The sequence below is a fragment of the Cupriavidus sp. 22TCCZM04-2 genome, assembly GCF_057798895.1.
On record NZ_JBYOJS010000002.1, the window covers coordinates 170,071 to 193,034 of the forward strand.

Genomic DNA, 22,964 nt, shown 5'->3' on the forward strand with positions numbered 1-22,964 from the left:
CATCGGCCGGCCCTTGGCCTGTTTTAGTCCAGACGATAAGTCTTTCTATACTCCGGCATCGTCACCTGCCATCCCAGCCCGCGCTCCACGCGCTGGCGCATGGCATCACTGGCTTCCGGTTCGCCATGCACGATGAATATGCGCCTGGGCTGCGTCTGGAACCCATTGAGCCACGTCATCAGTTCGTTAGCATCGGCATGGGCCGACAAGCCATGGATCTGTTCGACCGCAGCGCGAATCGCCACGTCCTTCCCATGGATGCGCAGCTCGCGTAGCCCGCCCGCAAGCGCCGCCCCGCGCGTACCCGGTGCCTGGAAACCGGATAGCAGAATAGTGCAACGCGGATCCGTGCCGAAGCTGGCAAGGTGATGCACCACACGTCCGCCCGTAGCCATGCCGCTGCCTGCAAGAATGATCTTCGGCGCGTGATCCCGGTTAAGCCAGACCGATTGCTCCATGCTCTGCACCGGAATCGGCAGTCCGCACGCGGCTGCGCATGCGGCCCGGTCGATCCGCAGTTCATCGGGATGCAGGGCAAAGATCTGTGTCGCGTCGATGGCCATCGGACTGTTGAGGTAGATCGGGATATCGGGCATACGCCGCTCTTCGAGCAAGCGATGCAGGCAATACAGCAATGCCTGCGTGCGTCCGACCGCAAAGGCCGGAATGATCAAGCTGCCGCCACGGCCGAGCGTGCTGCCGACAACCTCAGCGACTGCATCGAGCGGATCTTCGTCCGGGTGAATGCGGTTGCCATAGGTGGACTCGACCAGCAGGCAATCGGCCTGGCGGATAAATTCGGGCGGCCGCATGAGAATATCGTTCTGCCGCCCGAGGTCGCCCGAGAACACGATGCGCTGGCCCCCGGCAAGCAACGTCACCGCCGCGGCGCCGATGATGTGCCCGGCGTGGTGAAACTCGGCTTCGATGTCGGGCGTCAGCGAGAACCGCGTGCCGAAAGGCTTCGGTTCCAGGCGGCGCAGCGCACGTCCCGCGTCAGCGCTGGTATAGAGCGGCAAAGCGGGGCGGTGGCGCGAGAAGCGTTTACGATTCGCATACTCAGCGTCCTCCTCCGCCAGCGCCGCGCTGTCCGGCAACAAAATGCCGCAAAGCTGCGCGGTGCCCATGGTGCAGAATACGGTCCCGCGGAAGCCGTTGCGCACCAGCAGCGGCAGATAGCCGCTGTGGTCGATATGCGCATGGGTCAGGATGACGGCATCCAGGGTGGCCGGGTCAACCGGCAATGGATCCCAGTTCCGCAATCGCAATGACTTGAAGCCTTGAAACAGACCGCAGTCGACCATGACACGGCTGTGGCCGGTGTCGAGCATGTATTTCGAGCCGGTGACTGAATCCGTGGCCCCCAGGAATTGCAGTTCCATGCATGGCTCCTGATCAATGAGACAACAGCAGCGGGACCGGGCACGCGTGCATCAGAGTCCTGGTCGTGCCGCCAAGTATCAGTTCGCGCACACGCGAGTGCCCATAGCCGCCGGCGACAAGCATGCCGGCACCCAGCACGGACACGCTTTCAAGCACCACGGTTGCGACATCTCCGGAAGTCTGCTCCGTACGCACGGCGGCAATGACGCCATGTCGCCTCAGGTACTGGCGCAAGCCCGCCACCGGTTCACTGTTGGCGTCGGGGCTTCCCTTCTCGTCCCAGACCGCAAGAATCGTTACCTTGGTCGCACAAAGCAGCAACGGCATGGCGTCCGCCACGGCTCGGGCCGCTTCACGGCTTCCATCCCATGCGATGACTACGTGAACACCATGCAACGGCACGGCATGGGGCGGCACCAGCAGAACCGGCCGGCCCGCGTTCAGCAGTACATACTCCGCGGTGCGCTGACTCGTGCCATCTCCGGCAGGCAGCAAGCCGCCCAGGACAATGATGTCGGCAACGCGCCCTTCCTGCGCCAGCACCCAGCCCAGCTCGTCTTCGACTACATGGTGAGTAAATGGCGTGCCATATGCCGTCTGGCTGACGGTGTCACCGAGCAGCTCGCCAGATTCCGCCGTTTGCAGCAGGCGCCTGCGGCGTGCATCTTCCGCGAAACGTGCAGCGTCGTCTCCGGCGCGAAAGAGCGGGTCCATGCGTATGCCGGTGGCACTGACACCGACCACGTGTCCGCCAAACCGCGCCGCGAGTTCCGCTGCCATCCGCACCCGCGCTTCGCATCCGGCCTCCGTGCCGAGCGCGACCAGCACTGTTCTGTAGTCCATGAACCCCTCCCAGGCAACCCTCTATCCAACGAACCTCGCGCGCAACACGCAGGACCTCCAGTGCTCAGTGTCCCCGCACGCACGCATGGCCTGCACCGCTGTCGATACCGACGCACGTGGCGTTGGCGGCCGCAAGAAATTCGGTATCGACGTGCAGGCACAACAGGACAACACGGCGCTCCACATCATCAGATGCCGGGCAGCCCCCTGCAATCGCAGGAATGAATGAGTAGTCAGGGCCATGTTCATCCCCATCAAGCCATCAATGCGAAAGCAGCACCGGCACGGTCATCGACTCGAGGAGCGTCCGTGTTACGCCGCCGAGCACCAGTTCGCGCATCCGGCCATGTCCGTAGGCCCCCATGACAATCAGGTCCGCCCCTTGATCCGCGGCGAACGACAACAGCATCTGACCTATATCGTCACCGCTTGCAACAGTGAGGTCGTGAAGCTTGGCCTGCACTTGATGCCGGGCCAGCCATTCGATCGCATAGCGCGGCGGCGAAAGCCATGGGTTGAGCGCCGTGTCCGGCTGGTTCCATGAGACCACGTCGACAGTCTTCGCACGCCGCAGGAATGGCAGCGCATCGTAAATGGCTCGCGCGGCCTCGCGGCTCCCATTCCATGCGACAAGGACATTCTTCCCCGGATGCGGAAACACCCCTGCATAGGGCACGACCAGCACCGGGCGGCCGCATTGCAGCACCACGGATTCGACGAAGTGATGTCCAGCGAAGGCATCCTTGTCATCAGGATTGTGCTGCCCTAGTACAAGCAGGTCGCCCCTGTGGGCCTGCGCGACCACGCTGTCCGCCGCAGCGCCCTCCGGCGCATGCCATTCGGTCGGGATCAGCAGTTCGTCCGTCGCGCCAAAGAATGCATGGCGTGCCACTTCGCCGATGTGCTTGTGCCATTCACGATAGGAATCAAGGTAGCGGTCCCCATCGACCAGATAGCGAATGGAACTGGGATCGGCATGGCCGATCGCAAGCAATCCGACCAGCGTTGCATGAAAGTCCTGCGCCAGCCTGATGGCGACGTGCAGCCGCTGGTGCATGCGGCGGCTGGCATCCAGGTGAACCAGGATGGTGGCATAGTCCATGAGCAACCTCCGTTGCGCGGTGTGATACGTCAGCATCTGCAATGTAGGTCGCAGCGCATCCGCGCAGTTGTCGCACGTCAAGACTCGCGATGGTGGCCGCCACCGAACCGTGATGCCCGTCCGGCTTGATACGCGTCAAGTCCTGCTCTGCCGCGGCATCTAGCCTTCAGATATCCGCTTCCATCCGCTTGCGCAACACACTGAGCGCCCAGGATCCATCGCCCTTGAGCAGGATTGCCCCCATGAGCCAGATTCTCTTTCCCGAGTCCGTACCGGCGTATTGCCCGGCCGGCCCAAGCCTGCAGTGCCCGGCGCAGATCGATGGCGCGGCCGCGACATTCGAAGTGACGGCGGAAGCATTGGAGGACCATTTCGGTGCTCGATCGTATCTTTATGAAGACCTGGCATCCGCATTTTCGGCGCATCGCGGTGCCATCGAGAACGTCGCGCGGGGCGTGTTCGAGATGACTGGCGCCCATAACATCGTCCTGCATAGCGGCCATTTCAGGTTCTCCGCTTAGGGCCAATGCTGGCTCACCGATCGCCATGCCCATCGAACCGCATTGGTCACCACGTGCGCACGTCGGATTCCCCGACAAATCGCGGGTGGTCCCTGACATTCCTGCCGAACAGGATCTGACGCATTCCGCTGCCCCCGCCGTCCCCACTTGCCGGCAAGGCACCTTGGAACGAGCGTGCACTGTGCTGGCCCGCGGTTCGACACTGATCCTCCTGTGTCTGGCAATTTGCCGTGCGGCATACGGTGCAGGACCTTCGGCCGCCTCGATCCCATTGCCGGCAAGATATGCGCAACAGGTGGCACGGATCGGGCATGAGGGCAGTATGGATGGTGCGGGCCGCGGCGCGCGTCAAGCGCAGATGCCCGTTGGCGTCGGCGCCTGCGCCGCGCTCAAGCGGCAGAATGCGGGGCGTCAGTCGGCGCCGGCACCGGGCGATTCCGATTCTGCAAACCGCCATGCATATGCGCCGCCAACAAATGGCAACGGCGTCGCTTACTTCAGTGGGAGCGCGGATCCGGCGCAGTCCATCGACATGCGCGACGTCGCCGGCCTCTACAACCTCTGCCTGGCTTTTGCCGGCAAGCAGCGGGCATGGATCGCCGGAGTGAAAGCGAATATCTACAGCGCCAATGGCACGCTCGTATTCCAGGCGTATGCCGACGGTCCGTTCCTCTTGCTCCGGCTAACGCCCGGTCGCTATCGCCTGGTCGCCGAATATGATGGCAAAGTGGTCGACACGGTCCTTCGAGTGCCCCGGCATGGCGCCGCTGCGCGCATGCTGTGGTGGCCCGACCTGGCCAGCCTTGTCGTTTGAATGACTTCATTGCGAAGCGATGTCCCGGCGCGGAGTGCCACTCGTCATCATGGATTTTACAAGGCCGCTCCAAACGTCCGATCCCATGCTTCCCTGACCGGAGGAAACCACGATGCCCATCACTAGGAAGACGCTACGGTCAAAACCTGTGTCAACGGCGCCAGGACTTGTCGGTCTGTTGTACCACCTAGTCCATGCGACATCGCAAGGGCTGCTGGAACCTGAGCTGGCCCGAGATCTGGGGCGACTCATCTACAGCGAGATCGAGATGCTTCAGTCAGCCTCCACGCCAAGCCGCGTCGACCTGGACCTCCTGCGTGAAGCCGCCTCGAGATTCGAAGATACCGTCATGCAGGCGCGCAGCTCCCTGCTGATCGACGCGAAAAGCCGGATCCTCGATCCGGTTCCTGCCCGGATCCATGCAGATCTGGTTCAACCCATGGGCGACTACTCGCCTCGACTTGCCGCCAGTGGAAAGGGATCCCTCGTGGCACAGGAAGCATCGGCTGTGAAAGAGTCGTGACAGGTCCGAATTTTGAGAACACATCGCATTGCTGGAGGTACCGCCATGGAAGATTCGCCCTTGCCCGACACGCAGCGCGGCGCCGCTGCACGCAGTTGGCAGGCCTGGTTCCCGCCCGCGCAGTGGCTGCTTCATTACCGGAGCGAATGGCTGCGACATGACGCCGTCGCCGGGGTCACATTGGCGGCCTATGGCATTCCGGTATCGCTGGCGTATGCGTCGCTGGCAGGGGTGCCCCCGCAGTACGGGATCTACTGCTATCTGGCCGGAGGGTTGGCCTACGCCTTGTTCGGCTCATCGCGGCAGCTCGCAATCGGCCCCACCTCGGCCATCTCGATGCTGGTCGGCGTCACCATCGCTGGCATGGCACAGGGGGATCCCGCCCGCTGGGCTTCGATTGCCGCGCTGACGGCACTGCTGATTGCTGCCATGTGCGTCCTTGCATGGCTCTTCCGGCTGAGTTCGCTGGTCAACTTCATCAGTGAAACAATCCTGCTCGGGTTCAAGGCCGGCGCGGCACTGACGATCGCCCTGACCCAGTTGCCGAAGCTGTTCGGCGTCAAGGGCGGCGGAGAGTTCTTCTTCGAGCGCATTGCCATCCTTGCGCAGCAACTACCGCTGACCAACCTCTCGGTGTTCGGCTTTGGCGTAGCGGCGATTGCCGTGCTGCTGCTTGGCGAGAAGTTCCTGCCGGGGCGTCCGGTCGCGCTGCTCGTTGTCGTGGCTTCGATCATGCTGCTGACGCTGACGCCGCTCGGAGGGCTGGGCTTCAAAGTCGTTGGCGCGCTGCCGCAAGGCCTGCCCGAACTGCGCTGGCCAGGCCTGCGGCCAAGCGATGTGGACGGGGTCATTCCCCTTGCCTTCGCCTGCCTGCTGCTCTCGTACGTCGAGAGCGTGTCGGCTGCGCGCGCGCTTGCGCAGGCGCATGGGGATGAGGTCGATGCGCGGCAGGAACTGCTCGGTCTTGGCGCGGCGAATCTGGCGGCCGGCCTGTTCCAGGGTTATCCCGTTGCGGGTGGATTGTCGCAGTCTTCGGTCAACGACAAGGCCGGGGCAAGGACACCGCTGGCGCTGTTATTCGCGTCGGCAACGATTGCACTTTGCCTGATGTTCCTTACCGGCCTGCTTGCCAATCTGCCCAACGTGGTGCTGGCCGCCATCGTGCTGGTCGCGGTCAAAGGCCTGGTGGATATCCGCGAGCTTCGCCATGTATGGCGCGTGAGCCGCTTCGAGTTCATCGTCTCGATGGTTGCGTTCGTGGCTGTCCTGCTGCTCGGCATCCTGAAAGGCGTCATTGTGGCCGTGCTCGTGTCGATGCTGATGATTATCCGGCGAGCGGCACACCCGCATGTCGCGCTACTTGGGCGGATTCCGGGAACGCGCAGTTTTTCCGACATGGAGCGCAACCCGGACAATGAAGCCATTCCGCAGGTGCTGATATTCCGTGCGGAATCGTCGCTGCTGTACTTCAACGTCGAACATGTCCGCTCGGTCGTGTGGCAGGCGATTCGCAGCGCCGCGCTGCCGCTGCGGCTGGTGGTCTGGGACCTCTCGGTTTGTCCCGTGGTCGACCTGGCAGGCGCCCGCATGCTGGCGACCCTGCAAAAGGAACTGCAAGCGGCCGGCATTGGGTTGCGGCTGGTCGCAGCGCACGCTGTAGTGAGAGACATGCTGCGCGCGGAGGGATTGGAAGAGCGTGTGGGGTACTTCGGACGTCGCATCTCGGTTGCGGAAGTGATCGATGAGTTCCGCGCATCCACCGCGCAAGAAACTCCCGTCGCAAGGGCTACAGCGTTGGCAGGAACGTAGCGCGCATCGTTGCGGGCCGCGCGTGCGCGCGCGGGAGAGTCCGCGGGCCCCGCATGGCGGGCGCCGGCGTTAAAGAAGGAAAGCGTCATGAATAAACCAGAAAGACTCCAGCACCTGGCCGCCGCGCGTCGGGAACCCACGCACTACCTGACTGCCGACGAGCGCGCAGCAAAGGGACGAGCGCTACGCGATACTGTCCCTCGCGGTTCGCAATCCGGCTGGCAAGCACCGGAAGATCGACCCGATCCGATCAAACTGCTGAATGAATCCAACGCCGGGCGGATCCTGGACCTGGTTCCAATCCGATACGGCCGAATGGCGGCATCCCCGTTTGCGTTCTACCGCGGATCGGCTTCGCTCATGGCGGCCGATCTTGCTACCGCGCCGTCCAGCGGCATCCGCGTGCAGGCATGCGGAGACGCCCACCTGATGAACTTCGGCGGATTTGCAACGCCCGAACGAAACATCATCTTCGACATCAACGACCTCGACGAAACCTTGCCGGCCCCATTCGAGTGGGACCTCAAGAGACTGGCGGCCAGTCTGGCGATTGCGGCCGAGCATCTCGCGCTGCCCAAGAGCGATGCCGCGCGCGTAGTCACCGATGTCGTGCGCGAGTACCGCGAACGCATGTTCAACTACGGATGGATGCGCGCTCTCGACGTATGGTACGACCGAATCGATCTGCAGAAGTATGAAGACCGCAGCGGCGATCCCGAGATCGTCGCCGCGGCGCGCAAGCGCCTGGCGCAGCGAATCGAAGCGGAACGACGCAAGACGGTTCCCGACTATCTTTATCCCAAACTGGTGTCGGAAGAAGGACAGCAGCCGAGGATCAAGGATGAGGCTCCCTTGATCTTTCATCCAACCGAAGAACTGGCGCCCGGCATGGGCTCGGATTACGCACAAGCCATTGCTTCTTATCGCAGCAGCCTCGCTGAGCATGTCCGTGTGCTGTTCGATCGTTTCCACTTCTTCGACATGGCCATCAAGGTCGTTGGTGTCGGCAGCGTCGGCACCATGTGCGGCGTGGGATTGTTCATGGCCGCGGACAACGACCCTTTGTTCCTGCAGGTGAAGGAAGCGCGCGCTTCCGTGCTGGAGCCCTACGCGGGCAAGAGCCTGCATGCCAACCATGGCGAGCGCGTGATCGCCGGCCAGCGTCTCATGCAGGCGGCGAGCGACGTATTCTTGGGCTGGACACGCGGGGAAAACGGACGCGACTTCTATGTGCGCCAGTTGCGCGACATGAAGCTCTCCGCAGTGATCGAAGACTGGGATACGGGTATGCTCAGACAATATGGCCGCATGTGCGCGCACGCGCTTGCGCGCGCCCACGCGCGCTCTGGGGACGCCGCCATGATGGCTGGCTACATGGGCTCGGGCCAGGCCTTCGATGATGCGATCTGCGAGTTCGCCACGGAATACTGTTCGCAGAACCGAAGCGATTTCCGCGCCTTCGTCGCTGCGATTCGCGAAGGGCGTATCGAGGCGAAGCTGGAGGCAGATTGACGACCAAGCCGGACGGAGAAGGCCGCCGACAACAGGTCAGGTGCACCGCCGCAACCCCATGGCGCGGCGGCGCGTCGTCTCACGTCGGCGCCCGGCCGCCGTCGGCTGGTGCTCGTGCAAGCAAAAGTGGCTGGGTGGTCCGCGCCCTGACCTTGCGGGCGATCTCCCCCATGCGCGGATGAGAAACACCGTGGTGTCCATTGTTTCCCATCGCGATCAGGTCAGCCGCCCACGCATCGGCTTCCGCCGTTATCGCTTCGGCGACGTCCTGCTGAATGCCGGACTTACCTGACAGGAAGGTGGTCGTGAACCTGACTCCGGCCCGATCCAAGCGGGTGGCGGCTGCCGCTAGCACGCCTTCTCCCGCCGTGGACAGGTTCTCCGCCATTCGAACTGGATCCGCATTGGTCACATCCAGGAACGGGCCGTTGTTGTCGAGCACATAGATGACTTCGACGTCGGCGTTCGAGGCTCGCGCAATCAGGATGGCCTGCTCCAGGGCTGCCTCGGACGCAGCGCCGCCATCGAGGGCTACCAAAATGCGACGGTACATTGGTGACCTTTCTGCTGTAGTCAAATTGGCGATTGAGAGCCGGCCAACAGGCAGCAAGACCGGCCCCGCTTCGGTGACTTAGCGCCCTTTCTCCGCGGCTGCCTTCTTCGCGCCATCGGTATAGGGATCAAACTTGCCGGATTTCGCGCCTTCGCTGTAGGGGTCGAACTTGCCGGATCTGGCGCTGCTGGTGTTGGCGTCCGGCATTGCTCCATTGCCCGCCAGGCCGGCCTTGGTGGACTGCTTCACCCCTTCGGTGTTGGAATCTAACTTGCCGGACTTCGCCTGGTCTTCGCTTTTCGGCTTCGGAGCGTGGCTTCCGCCATACAGGTCACCACCGTCGGTGTAGTTCTTTTGCGCAAGGACGCTTTGCGCGCCAAGAGCGCTCAACGACGCTGCAGCCAGGATGGGGATAATCTTTCGGATCATGGTTATGGCCTCTATGCTGGGTTGGGTTGGGTTGGGTCGGGGCGTGGGTTAACGGTCAGGTCCAAGTCGGCGAATCGTGTCGGCCTTCCGTCGAGGCCGACTCTTCTTCAGCGCTCCCCACCGAGCCAGCGTTAGCAGCAACACGCCTGTTTCAACAGTAGTCCGGGCCACGCACCCGAGCTTGGGCTGGATCAAGTTGGACGCATGTCGTGCCGTGCGGTGGCCATGAAAGCGACGCACGATCGAAAACCATAGTAAAACGGCCCGCAAGATGCGGACCGTTTTACTTTTTCCTGATCCGGCTTACTGAGCCTTGTCACCAGAGGTCTTCGCGCCATCCGTATAAGGATCAAATTTCCCCGTCTTTGCCCCATCGGTGTATGGATCGTATTTGCCGGCTTTGGCGCCTTCGGAATACGGATCGAAACGCTTCTCGGAAGCGTTCAGGCTGGAGCCCGTCGACTGCTTTGCTCCATCGGTGTACGGGTCGAACTTGCCGGACTTCGCCGCGCCCGAATTTGGGGATACCTTCTTCGCCGCGTGGCTGCCCCCGTACAGATCGCCGCCGTCCGTGTAGTTCTTCTGCGCATTGGCTGCTTGCGTCACACCGAATGCTGCCAGCCCGGCAATGATCAGGGTCGGAATGGTTTTGTTAAGCATGATGGCCTCTCGAATCGAGGTCGCGCGGCGCCTGCGCACGCCCTTGCGAATGGTGGACGAATACTCTGGCTGATTGACCGAGTCGGCGCTTCCGTTAATAACGTGAACCCGCTTCTCCGGAATTCAAGTCTCAAAGCGGCTATTTGTTCAGTGAACCGCCCCAGCCCTCCGCGCCACGCATTTCAGCGGGAGCAATGCCGCTTGCGGACCCCGCATGGACTGACGTCGCCAGACGCATGAGGTTGTACGGCTCCACGCGGATCAGGCCGCCGCGTGGGCTGTCGATATCGGCAATCAGCGCGAAAGACACGCCAACCACCATGGGCAAGACCAGCAGCAGGTAGCCCGCCGAATCCGCCTTGCGCAGGCCGTATCCAACCAGAGCGTTGCTGCACACCGCCACGACAAGCATCAGCATCCAGGCGGAGCTGGGGATCCGGTTCCACCACGATGACTGGGTATAGCCCTCCGCGTTCAGCACCTCATTCATCCCCGCCACCGCCAGCCCCACGATGACGTTCGGATTGGCTGCGGCATTGCGTTCTACAACCGCCCAAAGCCTGGTTTGCAAGGCTGCTGTCGCAGCGTCGTTCTTCTTCAGACTGGCGGCATCATGGTTCGTATAGAAGTCCAGCCGACACCGAAGGTACTCGCGAAGCAGCGCTCGCACGGGCTCCGCATCGGCCACCGGCAACAGTCCCGCGCGGACATATTCCGTACCGATGGCATTGGCCTCTGCTTCTTCGTAGAGTTTGCGCTGGTCGTAGCGGCTGACCGCCATGGCAAAGCAGAAGCCGATCAGTAGCCCGAGCAGCGTGAGAACGGCGGCCTGAATCACGCCTACGTCCTGCCGTGCATCCGCGGAGGGACTCCTGGGTCCGCGAATCGCCTTGGCGCCGATCCTTTCGGCGAGCCATAGCACGGTGAACGTGACGACGAAAACCAGCACGGGGTAGTCTTTGATGGTGGTATCCATGATTTGCTCACCGTAAAATTGCTTCCTGCAACCGTCCGCAAATGCATCTCGCGCAAGGCTCTACTGGGCGGGAATCGTGATCAGCGGCATGGCTTCTTTGCTGCCCGTATCCACCAGCGTGAAGAACAGCATGACGGCATTGAGCGCGCGCTTGGTACGCAGGTCGCCTTGATCGATCCAGAACCAGTAGTCGCGATAGCGCACCGCCACATAGGCATCCTCGGGCCTGGCCTTGCCGCAACGAATCCGAACGGTTTCGTCCTCGGCCGCCGCTGACGTCCGCGCAACGCCTGGCAACGCGCTCCGCTCGGCCAGATGCTCGTCCGGCACGTCCATGTAGCTGGACAACGCAAGCATGATCTGCAACATGGACCGGCTGTTGACCGACAGCTCGTCCTCCGCGCCACGAGCCGGCGAGTACCTGAGCACGAAACGTTGCCGGTCGGCGGGCAGCTTAAGCAGCCGGCGAATCTCGTCCACCTTCTCGATCACGCCAGCAGGCATGTCTTCCCTGCGGAAGAAGAGGACAGCCATGGATCCCCGAGTCTTGTCTTCTTCGACACGCATCGCGAAGGCGCCGGCGGCCTGTACCTCGCGCATCAACGAGATGGCGCGCACAAATTCGGGATCGGCCTCCCGCATCATGCCGGTGGCGGTGGAACGATTACGCACGCCATTGAGCGACTCAACTGTCATGCCAAGCAGGAAATCGGCGGCATAGCCGCTTTGCAGCATGAAGAAGATGTTGCGCGGATCAATCGGCTCCATCAGTCCGCGCACAAAGCGCTGCCCCGTTGCCGGCGTGTAAGTGATCGTCGGACGGTCCGTATAGACACCCTGCACGCCCGCCGCGATGAAATCCCCCTGAACCGCGCGTGCGGAAGACAGCGTACCGTTGACCGACACCCCCGCCTGAAGCGAATAGCCGCTGACTACGGAGGCAACATCCACGAACACGGGGAGATCCATGTAGCGTAGCTTGACGATGTTGAGCAGCGTCTGCTGCTTCCATGAATCGGCAATGGCCGCGCTGTAGTCAAAACGGTCGGCGACGATGGTGGTGGGTCCCAACGATGTACACCCCGAGAGCACCCAGACTGATGCTATCGCCACGGCATGCACGAGCGCCGCGAAGCGGACTTCCGTCCGGCTGGTTGCCTGTTTCAGGCAGCTTGCATTGCGGAACGCCGGTGCACGCATGGCGAGAAGGACATCCCCCTCCGGATGAAATGGGTCTTGAGATAGCGTAGGAGAGCGCAGAGGGCGTCCATTGACGCAGCGCAAGCCGGAAAAGCGCGCTAGAAGCGGAACCCGAGCGAGAGCATCACGACCTGAGCCTCGGCACCGGGATTGAACCAGTAGACGCCCGCGGTACAGTTCCGCACCGTGAACTGGAGGAGGCCTCCGGGCCGGATGTCCCTGTCCCCACCATAGACCCGCGTACGCTGCATGACGACGCCGAGCCGTACCCACTCGACAGGTCGATAGCCCAGCTCACTCCAGGCATAGAGGTAGCCGGCCCGGCCGGCGCGGGCAGGCAGGTACTCCGCTTCCAGGTAATAGTCGAGCCTGCCCGCGCCTACGCTCGCCTCGAGGCCGGCGATAGGGCCGTGCGCCTCCCCGGCGACCGCGCCGATAATGGGCGTGGCGCTGACACGAATTTTTTCGCCTCCCGAGAACGTCCAGCCGATGAATGCCGACTGCGAATGCATGGCTTCATAGTTGGCTCTCGCCTCGAGGTGAAGCTGGCCGTGGTCTGCGCTGAAAATGCCGCTGGCGTAGCTCGCGCCCTGGCGGGGCAAGTTCCAGTAGGCCGCTGCCGAGAAGCTCCACGGGTCAGGTGTGTCCAAACCGGTAGCCGGCCCGGCAGGCGGGCCTGGGGTCTGGGCCTGTGCCGCTCCCGCGGCAAACATGGCTGCCAGCAGCGGGCGGATCCGCACAGTCAACCGCCCAGCGCGATGACCGCCATGGTCAGGGCCACACCCAGAGCCGTCATGCCCAATCCGGCCGGCATGGCCCCGAACCCCGCGTAGTGACCAAGCGCCGCGCCGCCGAGAAACAGCATGCCAAGCGTCAACACACGCGAGACCAGCAACGCACCCGGCACATCGCTCATCAGCACGAAAGGCAGTGCCACGGGAAACGTGCTCAAGACCACGATGCAGAAGATGTGCACGGCACCACGCAGATCGGCCCAATGCAGGCGCGGGCGCGCCGGCAAGCCCGCAGCGGCAAGTCTCGCGCGAATGGCCTCCAGCTCCGCGTCTGTGGCCAGTGTCTTCATGCCGGGCGGAAGCGCGTCGCGAATAAGGCGGATGGCGGTCGGCCGGTCGTGCGCATGCTTGATGGCCATGGCGAGCGTGAGCCGCTGCCCTCTTCCGGCGATGGTACGGACGAGATACATGACCGCATCCACGAGCCCCCACGCCAGGTTGCAGCCCAGCGCGGCATGCAGCATGGTCCTGCTCGCGCCCACGCCGGCACTCGCCGACGAGACCGCGCCGACAAATGTCAGGGCCATGAACAAGCCAAAGCACATCTCGGAGACACGGTCCACCACATCCAGCGCCGCGCCCCGGTCTTCGTCCCTTGCCGGTAGCACACCCATCGCATCGGCCGTACTGGTTGCGCTGGCCCGGGGCGGCGCCATGGATGCTTTCGTCGTAGCCGCCTGCATGCGCGGCGCAACGCGTCCGCGGCGCCGGTCGTGGGCGCCCGAGGCGCCCGAACCGGAATCAGGACGCCGCACCGCCATGCCCGCCTGCCTTGACCAGCAATACGGGCAAGCTGCCGTGGCGCAGGAGGCTTTCCGCGACGCTTCCCATCAATGCACGACCGATACCCGAGCGGCCATGCGTACCGGCTACCACGATCTGGGCGCCACGCTCTTCCGCAATCTGCTGGACCTGTTTGCCGAGATCGCCAAGCGCGAGGATCTGGTCGGCCAGGATTGCCTGGCTGCGCACTTGCTTCGACGCCGCCTTCGCCTGCGCCTCGGCCAGAAGCCGGTGCCCTGCACGGACCAGCCCCGCACGCACGTCCGGCTCTTCGTATCCGCCGTCGACGATATGCACGATGTCAAGCTCCGCACCGCTCGCCGCGGCCAGACCAATGGCTTCGTCCAGGCCGAGATCGCTGCAGCGACTCCCGTCTATCGCCACCAGAATCCTTGTGTACATTTGCCTTCTCCTTCTGCATGACTGAACCGAAGGGCGCCGTCACCGGGACATCCGCGATCCACGTTTCGGCACCGCCGTGCCGATCCGAATCTCAATGCGAGAACAATACGGGCACCGTCATGGACGACAGCAATGTGCGCGTGACGCCGCCAAGCACAAGCTCCCGCATGCGCCCATGGCCGTAGGCACCCATCACGATCAGGTCGGCATCGAAGTCGGCGGCACGGGACAACAGCAATTCACCGATAGTCAGGTCCGAACCGCCCGGCCCGTGCTCGACCTCCACCGTCACGCCGTGTCGCTCCAGGACCCGCACCGCATGGGCGACCGGCGTGGCGTCCGTACGTGCTTCCTTGGCAGCAGTCGGGGCACACAGTATGCGTGCCGCCGCTCCGCCAATGAGCGGCAGCGCGTCATGCAGGGCCCGTGCCGCTTCACGGCTGCCATTCCATGCCACCATCACCCGCGCTCCTGTTGTCTCGAACTGCCCGTCACACGGCACCACGATTACCGGCCGCCCGCTTTCCAGCAGCAACGCCTCAAGAACCTGGGCCGCAAGCGGGCCTTCTTCGCCATTGGCGTCATACTGGCCAGCGACAATCAGGCCGGCCTCGCGCGACTCGCGCAGCACCGTGGAAAGCACATCGTGCTCGGCTGCCCGCCATTCCACGCCTGCGCCAAGAGACTTTGTCGTTTCCTGGAACTGGTGCCGGATACGTTCCCCGACCAGCTTGCGACCCTGCCTGTCCCTTTCTATATAGTCGGCGGCGTTGTCCATCAGGTAGAACCATGCGGGATCGGGAATGAAGCTGCCCAGGAGGCCGATCAACGGACAATCATGGGAGCTCGCCAGTTGGGTCGCCAGCGCCAGCCGGGTCGTCGTATGCCTGCTGCGATCCAGATGGACCAGAATGCTGCTGTAGTTCATGCTCGCTCCTTATCCTGAGCTTGAAACGGATCGGTGCTTCTGCCGGGCTCGTTCACCACCAGCAGAAGAAGCAGGTGCCGGTCGGTCAGTGGAAGTCGGGACGTTTCGTGCATGCGGAGATCCTTTTTTGGATCGGAGCCATGCGCCCGGCCAGAACGTTCGCTCACGGTAAATTTAGGCATCCTCGAGGAGGTGGGGTTGACAAGCGTCAACCTGCTACCAGTTCCGCAGCGGGATCGCGCGCAGTCGAAGCGCGCTTGCCGGGCCGCGGCCGGCAAATCAGGATTCTCGTATCAACTCGGCTCCGCTTTCCACTACATGTGTGCAGCCGAGCACGTAAGCGGGCTCGCGCAGGTCCACCAGGCACCTCGGCTTGCGCGGACTCGCGGGGCCGAAACTTCGCCCGTCGTCATCGCAAATTCCGCGCGGCCGGTATCCCGGGCTTCCCAACGCATGGCCATGGCGTGTTCCGCCCTTTCCGCGGCCGTTGACGCCGATCAACCCTGGCCCGGTGGCCGGCACTATGTTTGACGAAGCAGCAACCTGTCGAGGTCAGTCCCTACCGCCAATCGAACCATGGAACGCCAGCAAACCGAGTTCTCGCTTTGGTACCTGATTCTCACAACCGTAGCGATACTGATTCTGCAGTTCTACATCGGTGCCGCCAGTATCCAGACGCTGGCTTACAGCGACTTCAAGGCGCTGCTCAAAGCCGAAAAGGTCCGCACCGCCAGCGTTGGAGAAACCGAAATCAGCGGCACTGTCGTCGCAGCCGGGCTGGAAGCCATTCTGCCCCGCGACCAAGCCGCGGCGCTGCAGAAGTCAGGACGCGCCGAGCACGCGTTCACTACCGTACGCATCAATGACCCCAACCTTTTGTCAGATCTGGACGCCGCACATGTCCGGTACGCGGGTGAAGCCGACAGCAAGTGGATTGGCGCAGTCCTTTCGTGGATCGTACCGGCGCTGGTCTTCCTCGGAATCTGGACCCTGGTGATCAAGCGCATGGGCGGGGGCAGGGGCGGCTTGCTCGAAATTGGCAAGAGCAAGGCGAAGATCTATCTGCAGCAGCAGACCGGCGTCACATTCGCTGACGTCGCCGGCATCGACGAGGCCAAGGCAGAGTTGATGGAAGTGGTCGACTTCCTCAAGTCGCCCCAACGCTATCGACGACTAGGCGGCAAGATACCCAAAGGGGTGCTGCTGCTTGGTGCCCCCGGCACCGGCAAGACGTTGCTGGCGCGCGCGGTTGCAGGCGAAGCCGGTGTGCCGTTCTTCAGCATGAGCGGGTCCGAGTTTGTCGAGCTGTTTGTCGGTGTTGGCGCTGCTCGTGTCAGGGACCTGTTTGCGCAGGCCGAACAGAAGGCGCCCTGCATCATTTTCATCGACGAGCTGGATGCGCTTGGAAAGACCCGCACCCTCAACGTGGCAGGCGGCCAGGACGAGCGAGAACAGACGCTCAACCAGTTGCTCGTGCAAATGGACGGCTTCGACACCAACAAAGGGGTCATCATCATGGCCGCCACCAACCGTCCGGAGATCCTTGACGCAGCGCTCCTGCGGCCGGGCCGGTTCGATCGCCACATCGTGCTTGACCGCCCGGACCTTGCGGGGCGCGAGCAGATCCTGCACGTCCATGCTCGCAATGTCACGCTCGCCCCTGAAGTCGCTCTGCATGACCTGGCCGCGCGCACACCCGGCTTCGCCGGTGCGGACCTCGCGAACCTTGTCAACGAGGCGGCCTTGCTTGCCACGCGCAAGAACAAGGCCGCCGTGGAAATGGCCGATTTCGACGAGGCGCTCGACCGCATCATCGGCGGCCTCGAAAAGCGCAATCGCGTCATGATCGCGCTGGAAAAGCAGACCATTGCCTACCACGAGGCAGGCCACGCACTGCTCGCGGAAAGCCGCGCGCATGCCGACCGGGTATCGCGCATCTCCATCATCCCGCGTGGCGTAGGCGCGCTCGGCTATACACAGCAGACTCCGGCGGAGGACCGCTACCTGCTCCGGCGCAGCGAACTGCTTGACAGGCTTGATGTGTTGCTGGGCGGGCGTATGGCCGAAGAGATTGTCTTCGACGATGTCTCCACCGGCGCCCAGAATGACCTGGAGCGTGCCACCGACATGGCCCGCCAGATGGTGACGCAGTACGGCATGAGCAATTCGCTTGGACTGCCTTGCTATGAACGCGCCGGCAGCAGCCTGATGCCGATCGGCCCCGCGCTGCCCCGGGCTGACCGGGAGTACAGCGAGCGCACGGCACAAATCATTGACGAAGAAGTTCGCCTGATTCTGGCCGAGGCCGCCGAACGGACCCGCAAGACCTTGTTCGCCCAGCGTCCGATGCTTGACGCCCTGGCGCAATTGCTGCTTGACAAGGAGGTAGTCGATCGGCCAACGCTGGATACGCTGCTCGAGCGCATGCCAGCGCACGAAACGCGCGCCGAGGCCGCCTGACAGCAAGCCTCTTATGGAGCCCCTATGCCCTCTGCGCTCAGGAGAAACAGTCCGTCTGCTCGGTGAGGCCACTCCCGGCACCGCCGACTTCTACCGAATCGTGGACAGATCACGCAAGCGCTGATAGCGGATGTAGGGTTCGATGCTGTTGCCATTGAAGGGGACTGGTTGGACGCGTGGCCGGCGCTGCCGACTTCCAGGGTCCGATGCGACCATCGCCGGTCGGTTCCACGCCCTGCAGCCGATGTCTATCAGGACGTCGGCCACTCGGCATCTTCGTCTCCGGCAAAGTCGCGCAAAAGGTACAAGATGCTATTTCGTCAAGTGGACGCCGGAAGAAGTTGCTCTCCATGAAGCAATCCACGCCGCACCATCCGTCCACGGCTCGTTGATCTATGACAACCGGGCCTGGAACCGAAGTCATAGGCTGAATGCACAAGGAAAGCGTTGCGCAGGCATCGCGCCTTCTTGCCCTATCGACTCCCGGAGCACTGCCATGACCACGGCCACCATCTCTGTTACGCCAACGACAGTTGCACGCATGTATTCCGTCGGCCGCGCACTGCTTGGCTCCCTTTTTCTGATTTCCGGGCTAATGAAGATGAGCAGTTTCGCCGGATACTCCGCATGGATTGCCAGTGCTGAACTGCCGATGCCAAGTCTCTTGCTGGTGTTGGCCATGGCGATCGAGATCGTGGGCGGCATCAGCCTGATTTCCGGTTGGAACGCGAAATGGGGAGCGCTGCTTCTTGCGGTGTTTCTGGTCCCAACCACCCTGATCTTCCACGGCTTCTGGCGTGCCGATCTTGCTGATTCCTGGAATCAGTTCAACCACATTCTGAAGAACGTCGCGATCCTGGGCGGGATGCTTGTCGTCTTCGCGATCGAGTCATCACGCGGGCATGAGCCCAAGTAACGGGAGAACGCGATGAGCATCAGCCGAAGTCTTGGACCCGAGCGAACGCAAGCCTCATCCGGTTCCAGTGACGATATTCTGCGAAATCGGGAGAACTTCTCCCTGGTCCTCGGTGGGCCACTTTATCAATTGATGCGTCGCGCCCATTTGTCCGATGATGCATTGCTTCTCGTGCGGCAACGCATTCTCTGCATCTCGCTCTTCGCCTGGTTGCCGTTGCTGATGTTGTCTGCCTTCGAGGGAAACTTATTCAGCAAGGCCACGACGGTACCGTTCCTGATGGATATGGAGGTCCATCTCCGGTTTCTCGTGGCAGTGCCCTTGCTGGTTGCGGCAGAACTTGTCGTACACCGGCGCTTGCGTGGCATCGGCCATGCATTCATCGAACGGAATCTGGTCCCCGACGCCGCGATGAGCAAATTCGACGAGGCGCTCGGCTCTGCATTCCGGCTCCGCAACTCGGTAGTCGGCGAATTGCTGTTGATCGCTGTCGTCTATGGAATCGGCATCGTGATCGTCTGGCGTCATTACACCGGCCTCCAGACGGCCACGTGGTATTCAACACCCACCGACAGCGGTTCAAAGCTCTCTCTTGCTGGCATCTGGTATGGCTATGTCAGCCTGCCACTGTTCCAGTTCCTGCTGGTGCGCTGGTATTTCCGGCTATTCATCTGGATGCGTTTTCTCTGGCAGGTTTCGCGCATCAAGCTGAGCCTGATCCCAACGCATCCGGATCGCGTCGGCGGTCTCGGCTTTCTTTCCAATACCGTCTACGCTTTCGCGCTGCTGCTGGCCGCGCATGGGGTCATGCTTGCGTCAAATCTCGCCAACCGCATCTTTTTCCTCCAGGCGGTGCTACCGGATTACAAAATGGAAATTGGCGCAATGATGATATTTCTGCTGGGCATAGTAGTCGGCCCGTTGCTGGTATTCGCACCGCAGCTTGCCCAGGCGAAGCGGACGGGACTGAACGAGTATGGAGCGCTGGCGGAACGCTATGTTCGCGAGTTTGACAACAAATGGCTGCGTGGGTGCAGACCAGTCGACGAACCGTTGGTGGGCAGCGGCGACATCCAATCACTTGCCGATCTCGGTAACAGTTTCGAGGTGGTACGCGGCATGCGGATTGCGCCCGTCACCAGGGATGCCATCGTGCAGCTTGCGGCGGCTGTACTGATTCCGATCGTGCCGCTGGCGCTCACCATGATGCCTCTCGAGGAATTGCTCAAGCACCTGTTCGGGCTCCTGTTCTAGAAAAGCTGACGAAGGAGGCGCCATGAACGGCACAATGCGCGCAATGGTTTTCGACGGCGGAAGCCCAATCCTTGCTGACCGCCTGGTGCAAGTGCCAGTCCCGGGAGCGGGTGAAGTGCGACTGCATGTGGCGGCGTGCGGCGTGTGCCGTACCGACCTGCATGTCGTGGATGGAGACCTCTCCTCGCCCAAGCCCGCGCTGATCCCGGGCCATGAGATCGTTGGGCGCGTCGATGCGCTCGGCCCCGGTGTCGTTGGACTGTCAATCGGCGAGCGGGTCGGCGTGCCGTGGCTGGGACACACCTGCGGCAAGTGCCGCTTCTGCCTGAGCGGGCGGGAGAACCTCTGCGACGCTCCCCAGTTTCACGGCTATACGCGTGACGGTGGATACGCCGAATACGTAGTCGCCGATGCCGGCTATTGTTTTCGCATTCCCGAAGCGTACGACGACGAGCATGCCGCGCCGCTTCTCTGCGCCGGGCTGATCGGCTTTCGGACACTGCGCTCGGCCGGGGATGCGCAACATATCGGCATCTACGGATTTGGCGCCGCCGCGCATATCGTGGCTCAGATCGCGGTGGCGCAGGGCCGGACTGTCTACGCCTTCACGCGCCCCGGGGACCAAGCCGCCCAGACCCTGGCCAGGGATGTCGGCGCCGCCTGGGCCGGCAGCAGCCAGGACCAGGCACCCGCCACGTTGGACGCAGCCTTGATCTTTGCCCCCGACGGCGCCCTTGTGCCTGCCGCGCTGGCGGCTGTTGACAAGGGTGGAACCGTGGTCTGCGGAGGCATTCACATGAGCGACATTCCGTCCTTCCCGTATCGCCAGTTGTGGGAAGAGCGGCGGATCGTCTCTGTAGCAAACCTGACGCGTGCCGATGGCCATGGCCTGATGGAAGCCGCAGCCATGTGGCCATTGCAAATTCGTACCACGCTCTATACTCTTTCCAGTGCCAATGCCGCGCTGGATGACCTGCGCGCCGGCCGTCTGGCCGGGGCGGCCGTGCTCCGCATATGATGGCCTCTTTGATATTGCCAGGCTCCATTGGCGTACTTGGGCGAAGCGTAGGTCGTAATCCGGAAGTCCCACCAAGCGGGATGCTATCGATGGGGAAATCGAGATGGACAACGACAAGAGTCTCGACTCGGCGCTGACTCGGCGCGACTTTCTGCGCGCTGCCGGCTTGGGCGCCGCGGCGCTGGGCCTTGGCGGGGCCAGCAACGCCCAGGCTGCGGCACCCGGTACGGATAGCGCCGTGCCGTCTACGTCGAGCCATGCGGCAGGCCCGTACAACATTCTTCTTATCGTTGTCGATCAGGAGCGCTATTTCCGGCCTGGAGAACTGCCGGTGGGCTACAGCCTGCCGGCACATGAACGCCTGATGAAGCGTGGCACAACCTTCCTGAACCACCAGATCAACTCGTGCGTCTGCACGCCTTCGCGGTCCGTACTCTATACGGGCCAGCATATCCAGCAAACGCGGATGTTCGACAACACCAATTTTCCGTGGATCACCAGCATGTCAACCGACATACCGACGCTTGGTGACATGCTGCGCGCTGCAGGCTACTACACCGCGTACAAAGGCAAATGGCACCTCACCAAGGAGTTCGAGACAGTCAACAAGCTAGGCACGCCAACGAAGATATTTACCGCGGAAATGGAAGCCTATGGCTTCTCGGACTACCTCGGGATCGGCGATATCATCGCCCACACGAGCGGCGGCTACCTGCACGACGGGGTGATTGCCGCCATGGGGACGAGCTGGCTGCGTGGGAAAGGTCGCGATCTTTCGGCCCAGGGCAAGCCATGGTTTCTGGCGATGAACCTCGTCAACCCGCATGATGTGATGTTCTACGACACCGACGCGCCCGGAACCAAAGTTCAGGCAACTCGCGGCCTTGCGCATGTCGCCCGCGATCCAGCCGACCCACTATACGCGAAGCAGTGGAGCTTCACGCTTCCGGCCAGCCACGCACAGCCGCTCGACGCACCAGGGCGTCCGGCTGCCCACCGCGATTTCCTGCGCTCACACGACGCCATGGTAGGGGCCATTCCGAACGAGGAGGAGCGTTGGCGGCGGCGCCACAACTATTACCTGAACTGCATGCGCGACGTTGATCGCAATATCGCGTCCGTACTGGCCGAACTCGACGCCGCCGGCCTGACCGAAAAGACGATCGTGATCCTGACGTCCGACCACGGCGACATGGACGGAGCGCACCAGCTCCACGCCAAGGGAGCCGTCTCGTATCGCGAGCAGAACAACGTCCCGCTGATCATCTCCCATCCAGCCTATCCGGGCGGCAAGCAATGCCGCGCCGTCACCTCGCATCTGGACATCGCGCCAACCCTGGTTGCGATGACTGGGGTGGATGCCAACAAGCGCGCGACGCTGGTGAAGGGCCTTGCAGGCAGGGATTTCTCGGGCCTGCTAAACGCACCGGAAAAGGCCGACGCCAATGCGATTCGCGACGGCGCGCTGTTCTGCTACAACATGCTGGCCTACCTCGACGGCGACTTCCTCTACAAGGCCGTGAACTACCTGCAAAAGGGCGGCAAGCCAGACCAGTTAAAAAGCACGGGCGTGCGGCCCGACCTGATGAAGCGCGGCGCCGTCCGGTCGGTGTTCGACGGGCGCTACATGTTCGCCCGCTACTTCTCGCCAAAGCAGCATAACCAACCCAGGACATTGGAGGAACTCAACCAGTTCAATGACGTGGAGTTGTATGACCTGCAGACCGACCCGTTCGAAATGCACAATCTGGCGGCCGACAGCCGAAACCGCGAGGTTGTCGTCGCCATGAACGAGAAGCTGAATCGCCTGATCGATGCGGAGGTCGGTGAAGACCGCGGCCAGATGCTTCCTGGCGGTATCGATGCAGGCTGGGAAGTCACGCCGGAAACCATGGCCGGAGCGTGATGTGTGAGGCGACCACCGGCGGTGGTGGTGGCCTCAGGCAGGGAGACGCTGCTCGGCGCCGACATCCACGCCCGTGCACTGGGCGACCCGATCAATCGTGCAGGGACCCGATGCCAACCAGGCAAAGACGAGCCGCGGTAGTGGCGTCGGACTGCGGCCAGGTTTAGGCATCGCGTTA

The 22,964-nt window shown here is 62.7% G+C and carries 22 protein-coding genes; 10 read left to right on the forward strand and 12 right to left on the reverse strand.

Annotation, left to right across the window (positions count from 1 at the left end):
* Positions 1–23: 23 nt before the first annotated feature.
* The 3 genes from AC3FKG_RS04140 to AC3FKG_RS04150 all read right to left on the reverse strand — a co-directional run bounded on the left by AC3FKG_RS04140 (position 24) and on the right by AC3FKG_RS04150 (position 3,328).
* A complete protein-coding gene (locus AC3FKG_RS04140) occupies positions 24–1,382 on the reverse strand; it encodes an MBL fold metallo-hydrolase RNA specificity domain-containing protein (RefSeq protein WP_483713058.1) in 1,359 nt (452 codons plus the stop codon).
* A 13-nt stretch (positions 1,383–1,395) separates the two neighbouring features.
* Positions 1,396–2,226 (reverse strand): universal stress protein, encoded by an 831-nt coding sequence (locus AC3FKG_RS04145; RefSeq protein ID WP_488742487.1) that lies wholly within the window; start codon positions 2,224–2,226, stop codon positions 1,396–1,398.
* 262 nt (positions 2,227–2,488) lie between these two features.
* The gene (locus AC3FKG_RS04150; RefSeq protein ID WP_488742488.1) at positions 2,489–3,328 is read right to left on the reverse strand and encodes a universal stress protein; all 840 of its coding nucleotides are present in this window, start codon (positions 3,326–3,328) and stop codon (positions 2,489–2,491) included.
* Positions 3,329–3,570: 242 nt separating this feature from the next.
* Here AC3FKG_RS04150 and AC3FKG_RS04155 point away from each other — a divergent pair, with 242 nt between their 5' ends.
* From AC3FKG_RS04155 to AC3FKG_RS04175, 5 genes are all read left to right on the forward strand, one after another.
* Positions 3,571–3,849, forward strand: coding sequence for a DUF1488 family protein (locus AC3FKG_RS04155; protein WP_211957960.1), 279 nt, complete (start codon positions 3,571–3,573; stop codon positions 3,847–3,849).
* 25 nt (positions 3,850–3,874) lie between these two features.
* Positions 3,875–4,663, forward strand: coding sequence for a hypothetical protein (locus AC3FKG_RS04160; RefSeq protein WP_488742489.1), 789 nt, complete (start codon positions 3,875–3,877; stop codon positions 4,661–4,663).
* 178 nt (positions 4,664–4,841) lie between these two features.
* Positions 4,842–5,186 carry a hypothetical protein gene (locus AC3FKG_RS04165; RefSeq protein ID WP_483713054.1) on the forward strand — a complete coding sequence of 115 codons (345 nt, stop codon included), beginning with the start codon at positions 4,842–4,844 and terminating at the stop codon, positions 5,184–5,186.
* A gap of 45 nt (positions 5,187–5,231) precedes the next feature.
* On the forward strand, positions 5,232–6,995 hold the full coding sequence (locus AC3FKG_RS04170; protein ID WP_488742490.1) for a SulP family inorganic anion transporter: 1,764 nt from the start codon (positions 5,232–5,234) through the stop codon (positions 6,993–6,995).
* A gap of 87 nt (positions 6,996–7,082) precedes the next feature.
* Positions 7,083–8,507 (forward strand): DUF2252 domain-containing protein, encoded by a 1,425-nt coding sequence (locus tag AC3FKG_RS04175; protein ID WP_483713052.1) that lies wholly within the window; start codon positions 7,083–7,085, stop codon positions 8,505–8,507.
* Positions 8,508–8,586: 79 nt separating this feature from the next.
* Here the strand turns inward: AC3FKG_RS04175 and AC3FKG_RS04180 are convergent, their stop codons facing one another.
* From AC3FKG_RS04180 to AC3FKG_RS04220, 9 genes are all read right to left on the reverse strand, one after another.
* A complete protein-coding gene (locus AC3FKG_RS04180; RefSeq protein ID WP_483713051.1) occupies positions 8,587–9,060 on the reverse strand; it encodes a universal stress protein in 474 nt (157 codons plus the stop codon).
* A gap of 78 nt (positions 9,061–9,138) precedes the next feature.
* Complete coding sequence (locus tag AC3FKG_RS04185) at positions 9,139–9,489, reverse strand: hypothetical protein (RefSeq protein ID WP_488742491.1); 351 nt, start codon at positions 9,487–9,489, stop codon at positions 9,139–9,141.
* Between the two features lie 303 nt (positions 9,490–9,792).
* Positions 9,793–10,149 carry a hypothetical protein gene (locus tag AC3FKG_RS04190; protein ID WP_483713049.1) on the reverse strand — a complete coding sequence of 119 codons (357 nt, stop codon included), beginning with the start codon at positions 10,147–10,149 and terminating at the stop codon, positions 9,793–9,795.
* A 139-nt stretch (positions 10,150–10,288) separates the two neighbouring features.
* On the reverse strand, positions 10,289–11,125 hold the full coding sequence (locus AC3FKG_RS04195) for a bestrophin-like domain (protein ID WP_483713048.1): 837 nt from the start codon (positions 11,123–11,125) through the stop codon (positions 10,289–10,291).
* A gap of 60 nt (positions 11,126–11,185) precedes the next feature.
* The gene (locus AC3FKG_RS04200; protein WP_483713047.1) at positions 11,186–12,325 is read right to left on the reverse strand and encodes a hypothetical protein; all 1,140 of its coding nucleotides are present in this window, start codon (positions 12,323–12,325) and stop codon (positions 11,186–11,188) included.
* Between the two features lie 98 nt (positions 12,326–12,423).
* Complete coding sequence (locus tag AC3FKG_RS04205) at positions 12,424–12,975, reverse strand: hypothetical protein (protein ID WP_488742492.1); 552 nt, start codon at positions 12,973–12,975, stop codon at positions 12,424–12,426.
* Between the two features lie 92 nt (positions 12,976–13,067).
* The gene (locus tag AC3FKG_RS04210; RefSeq protein WP_488742650.1) at positions 13,068–13,733 is read right to left on the reverse strand and encodes a hypothetical protein; all 666 of its coding nucleotides are present in this window, start codon (positions 13,731–13,733) and stop codon (positions 13,068–13,070) included.
* 127 nt (positions 13,734–13,860) lie between these two features.
* A complete protein-coding gene (locus AC3FKG_RS04215) occupies positions 13,861–14,304 on the reverse strand; it encodes a universal stress protein (RefSeq protein WP_483713045.1) in 444 nt (147 codons plus the stop codon).
* A 91-nt stretch (positions 14,305–14,395) separates the two neighbouring features.
* Entirely contained in the window at positions 14,396–15,232 is an 837-nt protein-coding gene (locus AC3FKG_RS04220; RefSeq protein ID WP_488742493.1) for a universal stress protein, read from the reverse strand.
* A 576-nt stretch (positions 15,233–15,808) separates the two neighbouring features.
* On the opposite strand from AC3FKG_RS04220, the gene ftsH reads away from it, so the two are divergent.
* The 5 genes from ftsH to AC3FKG_RS04245 all read left to right on the forward strand — a co-directional run bounded on the left by ftsH (position 15,809) and on the right by AC3FKG_RS04245 (position 22,786).
* Positions 15,809–17,692: an ATP-dependent zinc metalloprotease FtsH gene (gene ftsH / locus AC3FKG_RS04225; RefSeq protein WP_488742494.1), complete on the forward strand. Its 1,884-nt coding sequence runs from the start codon at positions 15,809–15,811 to the stop codon at positions 17,690–17,692.
* Positions 17,693–18,188: 496 nt separating this feature from the next.
* Entirely contained in the window at positions 18,189–18,608 is a 420-nt protein-coding gene (locus AC3FKG_RS04230) for a DoxX family protein (RefSeq protein ID WP_483713042.1), read from the forward strand.
* A 12-nt stretch (positions 18,609–18,620) separates the two neighbouring features.
* A complete protein-coding gene (locus AC3FKG_RS04235) occupies positions 18,621–19,862 on the forward strand; it encodes a hypothetical protein (RefSeq protein WP_488742495.1) in 1,242 nt (413 codons plus the stop codon).
* Positions 19,863–19,884: 22 nt separating this feature from the next.
* Entirely contained in the window at positions 19,885–20,880 is a 996-nt protein-coding gene (locus AC3FKG_RS04240; protein ID WP_488742496.1) for a zinc-dependent alcohol dehydrogenase family protein, read from the forward strand.
* 103 nt (positions 20,881–20,983) lie between these two features.
* Positions 20,984–22,786: a sulfatase family protein gene (locus tag AC3FKG_RS04245; RefSeq protein WP_488742497.1), complete on the forward strand. Its 1,803-nt coding sequence runs from the start codon at positions 20,984–20,986 to the stop codon at positions 22,784–22,786.
* The last annotated feature ends 178 nt before the right edge of the window (positions 22,787–22,964 follow it).

Coding starts and splice junctions, on each gene's coding strand:
- AC3FKG_RS04140 (WP_483713058.1), bottom strand. CDS start 1,382: ATGGAACTGCAATTCCTGGGGGCCACGGATTCAGTCACCGGCTCGAAA.
- AC3FKG_RS04145 (WP_488742487.1), bottom strand. CDS start 2,226: ATGGACTACAGAACAGTGCTGGTCGCGCTCGGCACGGAGGCCGGATGC.
- AC3FKG_RS04150 (WP_488742488.1), bottom strand. CDS start 3,328: ATGGACTATGCCACCATCCTGGTTCACCTGGATGCCAGCCGCCGCATG.
- AC3FKG_RS04155 (WP_211957960.1), top strand. CDS start 3,571: ATGAGCCAGATTCTCTTTCCCGAGTCCGTACCGGCGTATTGCCCGGCC.
- AC3FKG_RS04160 (WP_488742489.1), top strand. CDS start 3,875: ATGCCCATCGAACCGCATTGGTCACCACGTGCGCACGTCGGATTCCCC.
- AC3FKG_RS04170 (WP_488742490.1), top strand. CDS start 5,232: ATGGAAGATTCGCCCTTGCCCGACACGCAGCGCGGCGCCGCTGCACGC.
- AC3FKG_RS04175 (WP_483713052.1), top strand. CDS start 7,083: ATGAATAAACCAGAAAGACTCCAGCACCTGGCCGCCGCGCGTCGGGAA.
- AC3FKG_RS04180 (WP_483713051.1), bottom strand. CDS start 9,060: ATGTACCGTCGCATTTTGGTAGCCCTCGATGGCGGCGCTGCGTCCGAG.
- AC3FKG_RS04185 (WP_488742491.1), bottom strand. CDS start 9,489: ATGATCCGAAAGATTATCCCCATCCTGGCTGCAGCGTCGTTGAGCGCT.
- AC3FKG_RS04190 (WP_483713049.1), bottom strand. CDS start 10,149: ATGCTTAACAAAACCATTCCGACCCTGATCATTGCCGGGCTGGCAGCA.
- AC3FKG_RS04195 (WP_483713048.1), bottom strand. CDS start 11,125: ATGGATACCACCATCAAAGACTACCCCGTGCTGGTTTTCGTCGTCACG.
- AC3FKG_RS04200 (WP_483713047.1), bottom strand. CDS start 12,325: ATGCGTGCACCGGCGTTCCGCAATGCAAGCTGCCTGAAACAGGCAACC.
- AC3FKG_RS04210 (WP_488742650.1), bottom strand. CDS start 13,733: ATGGGTGTGCTACCGGCAAGGGACGAAGACCGGGGCGCGGCGCTGGAT.
- AC3FKG_RS04215 (WP_483713045.1), bottom strand. CDS start 14,304: ATGTACACAAGGATTCTGGTGGCGATAGACGGGAGTCGCTGCAGCGAT.
- AC3FKG_RS04220 (WP_488742493.1), bottom strand. CDS start 15,232: ATGAACTACAGCAGCATTCTGGTCCATCTGGATCGCAGCAGGCATACG.
- ftsH (WP_488742494.1), top strand. CDS start 15,809: ATGGAACGCCAGCAAACCGAGTTCTCGCTTTGGTACCTGATTCTCACA.
- AC3FKG_RS04230 (WP_483713042.1), top strand. CDS start 18,189: ATGACCACGGCCACCATCTCTGTTACGCCAACGACAGTTGCACGCATG.
- AC3FKG_RS04235 (WP_488742495.1), top strand. CDS start 18,621: ATGAGCATCAGCCGAAGTCTTGGACCCGAGCGAACGCAAGCCTCATCC.
- AC3FKG_RS04240 (WP_488742496.1), top strand. CDS start 19,885: ATGAACGGCACAATGCGCGCAATGGTTTTCGACGGCGGAAGCCCAATC.
- AC3FKG_RS04245 (WP_488742497.1), top strand. CDS start 20,984: ATGGACAACGACAAGAGTCTCGACTCGGCGCTGACTCGGCGCGACTTT.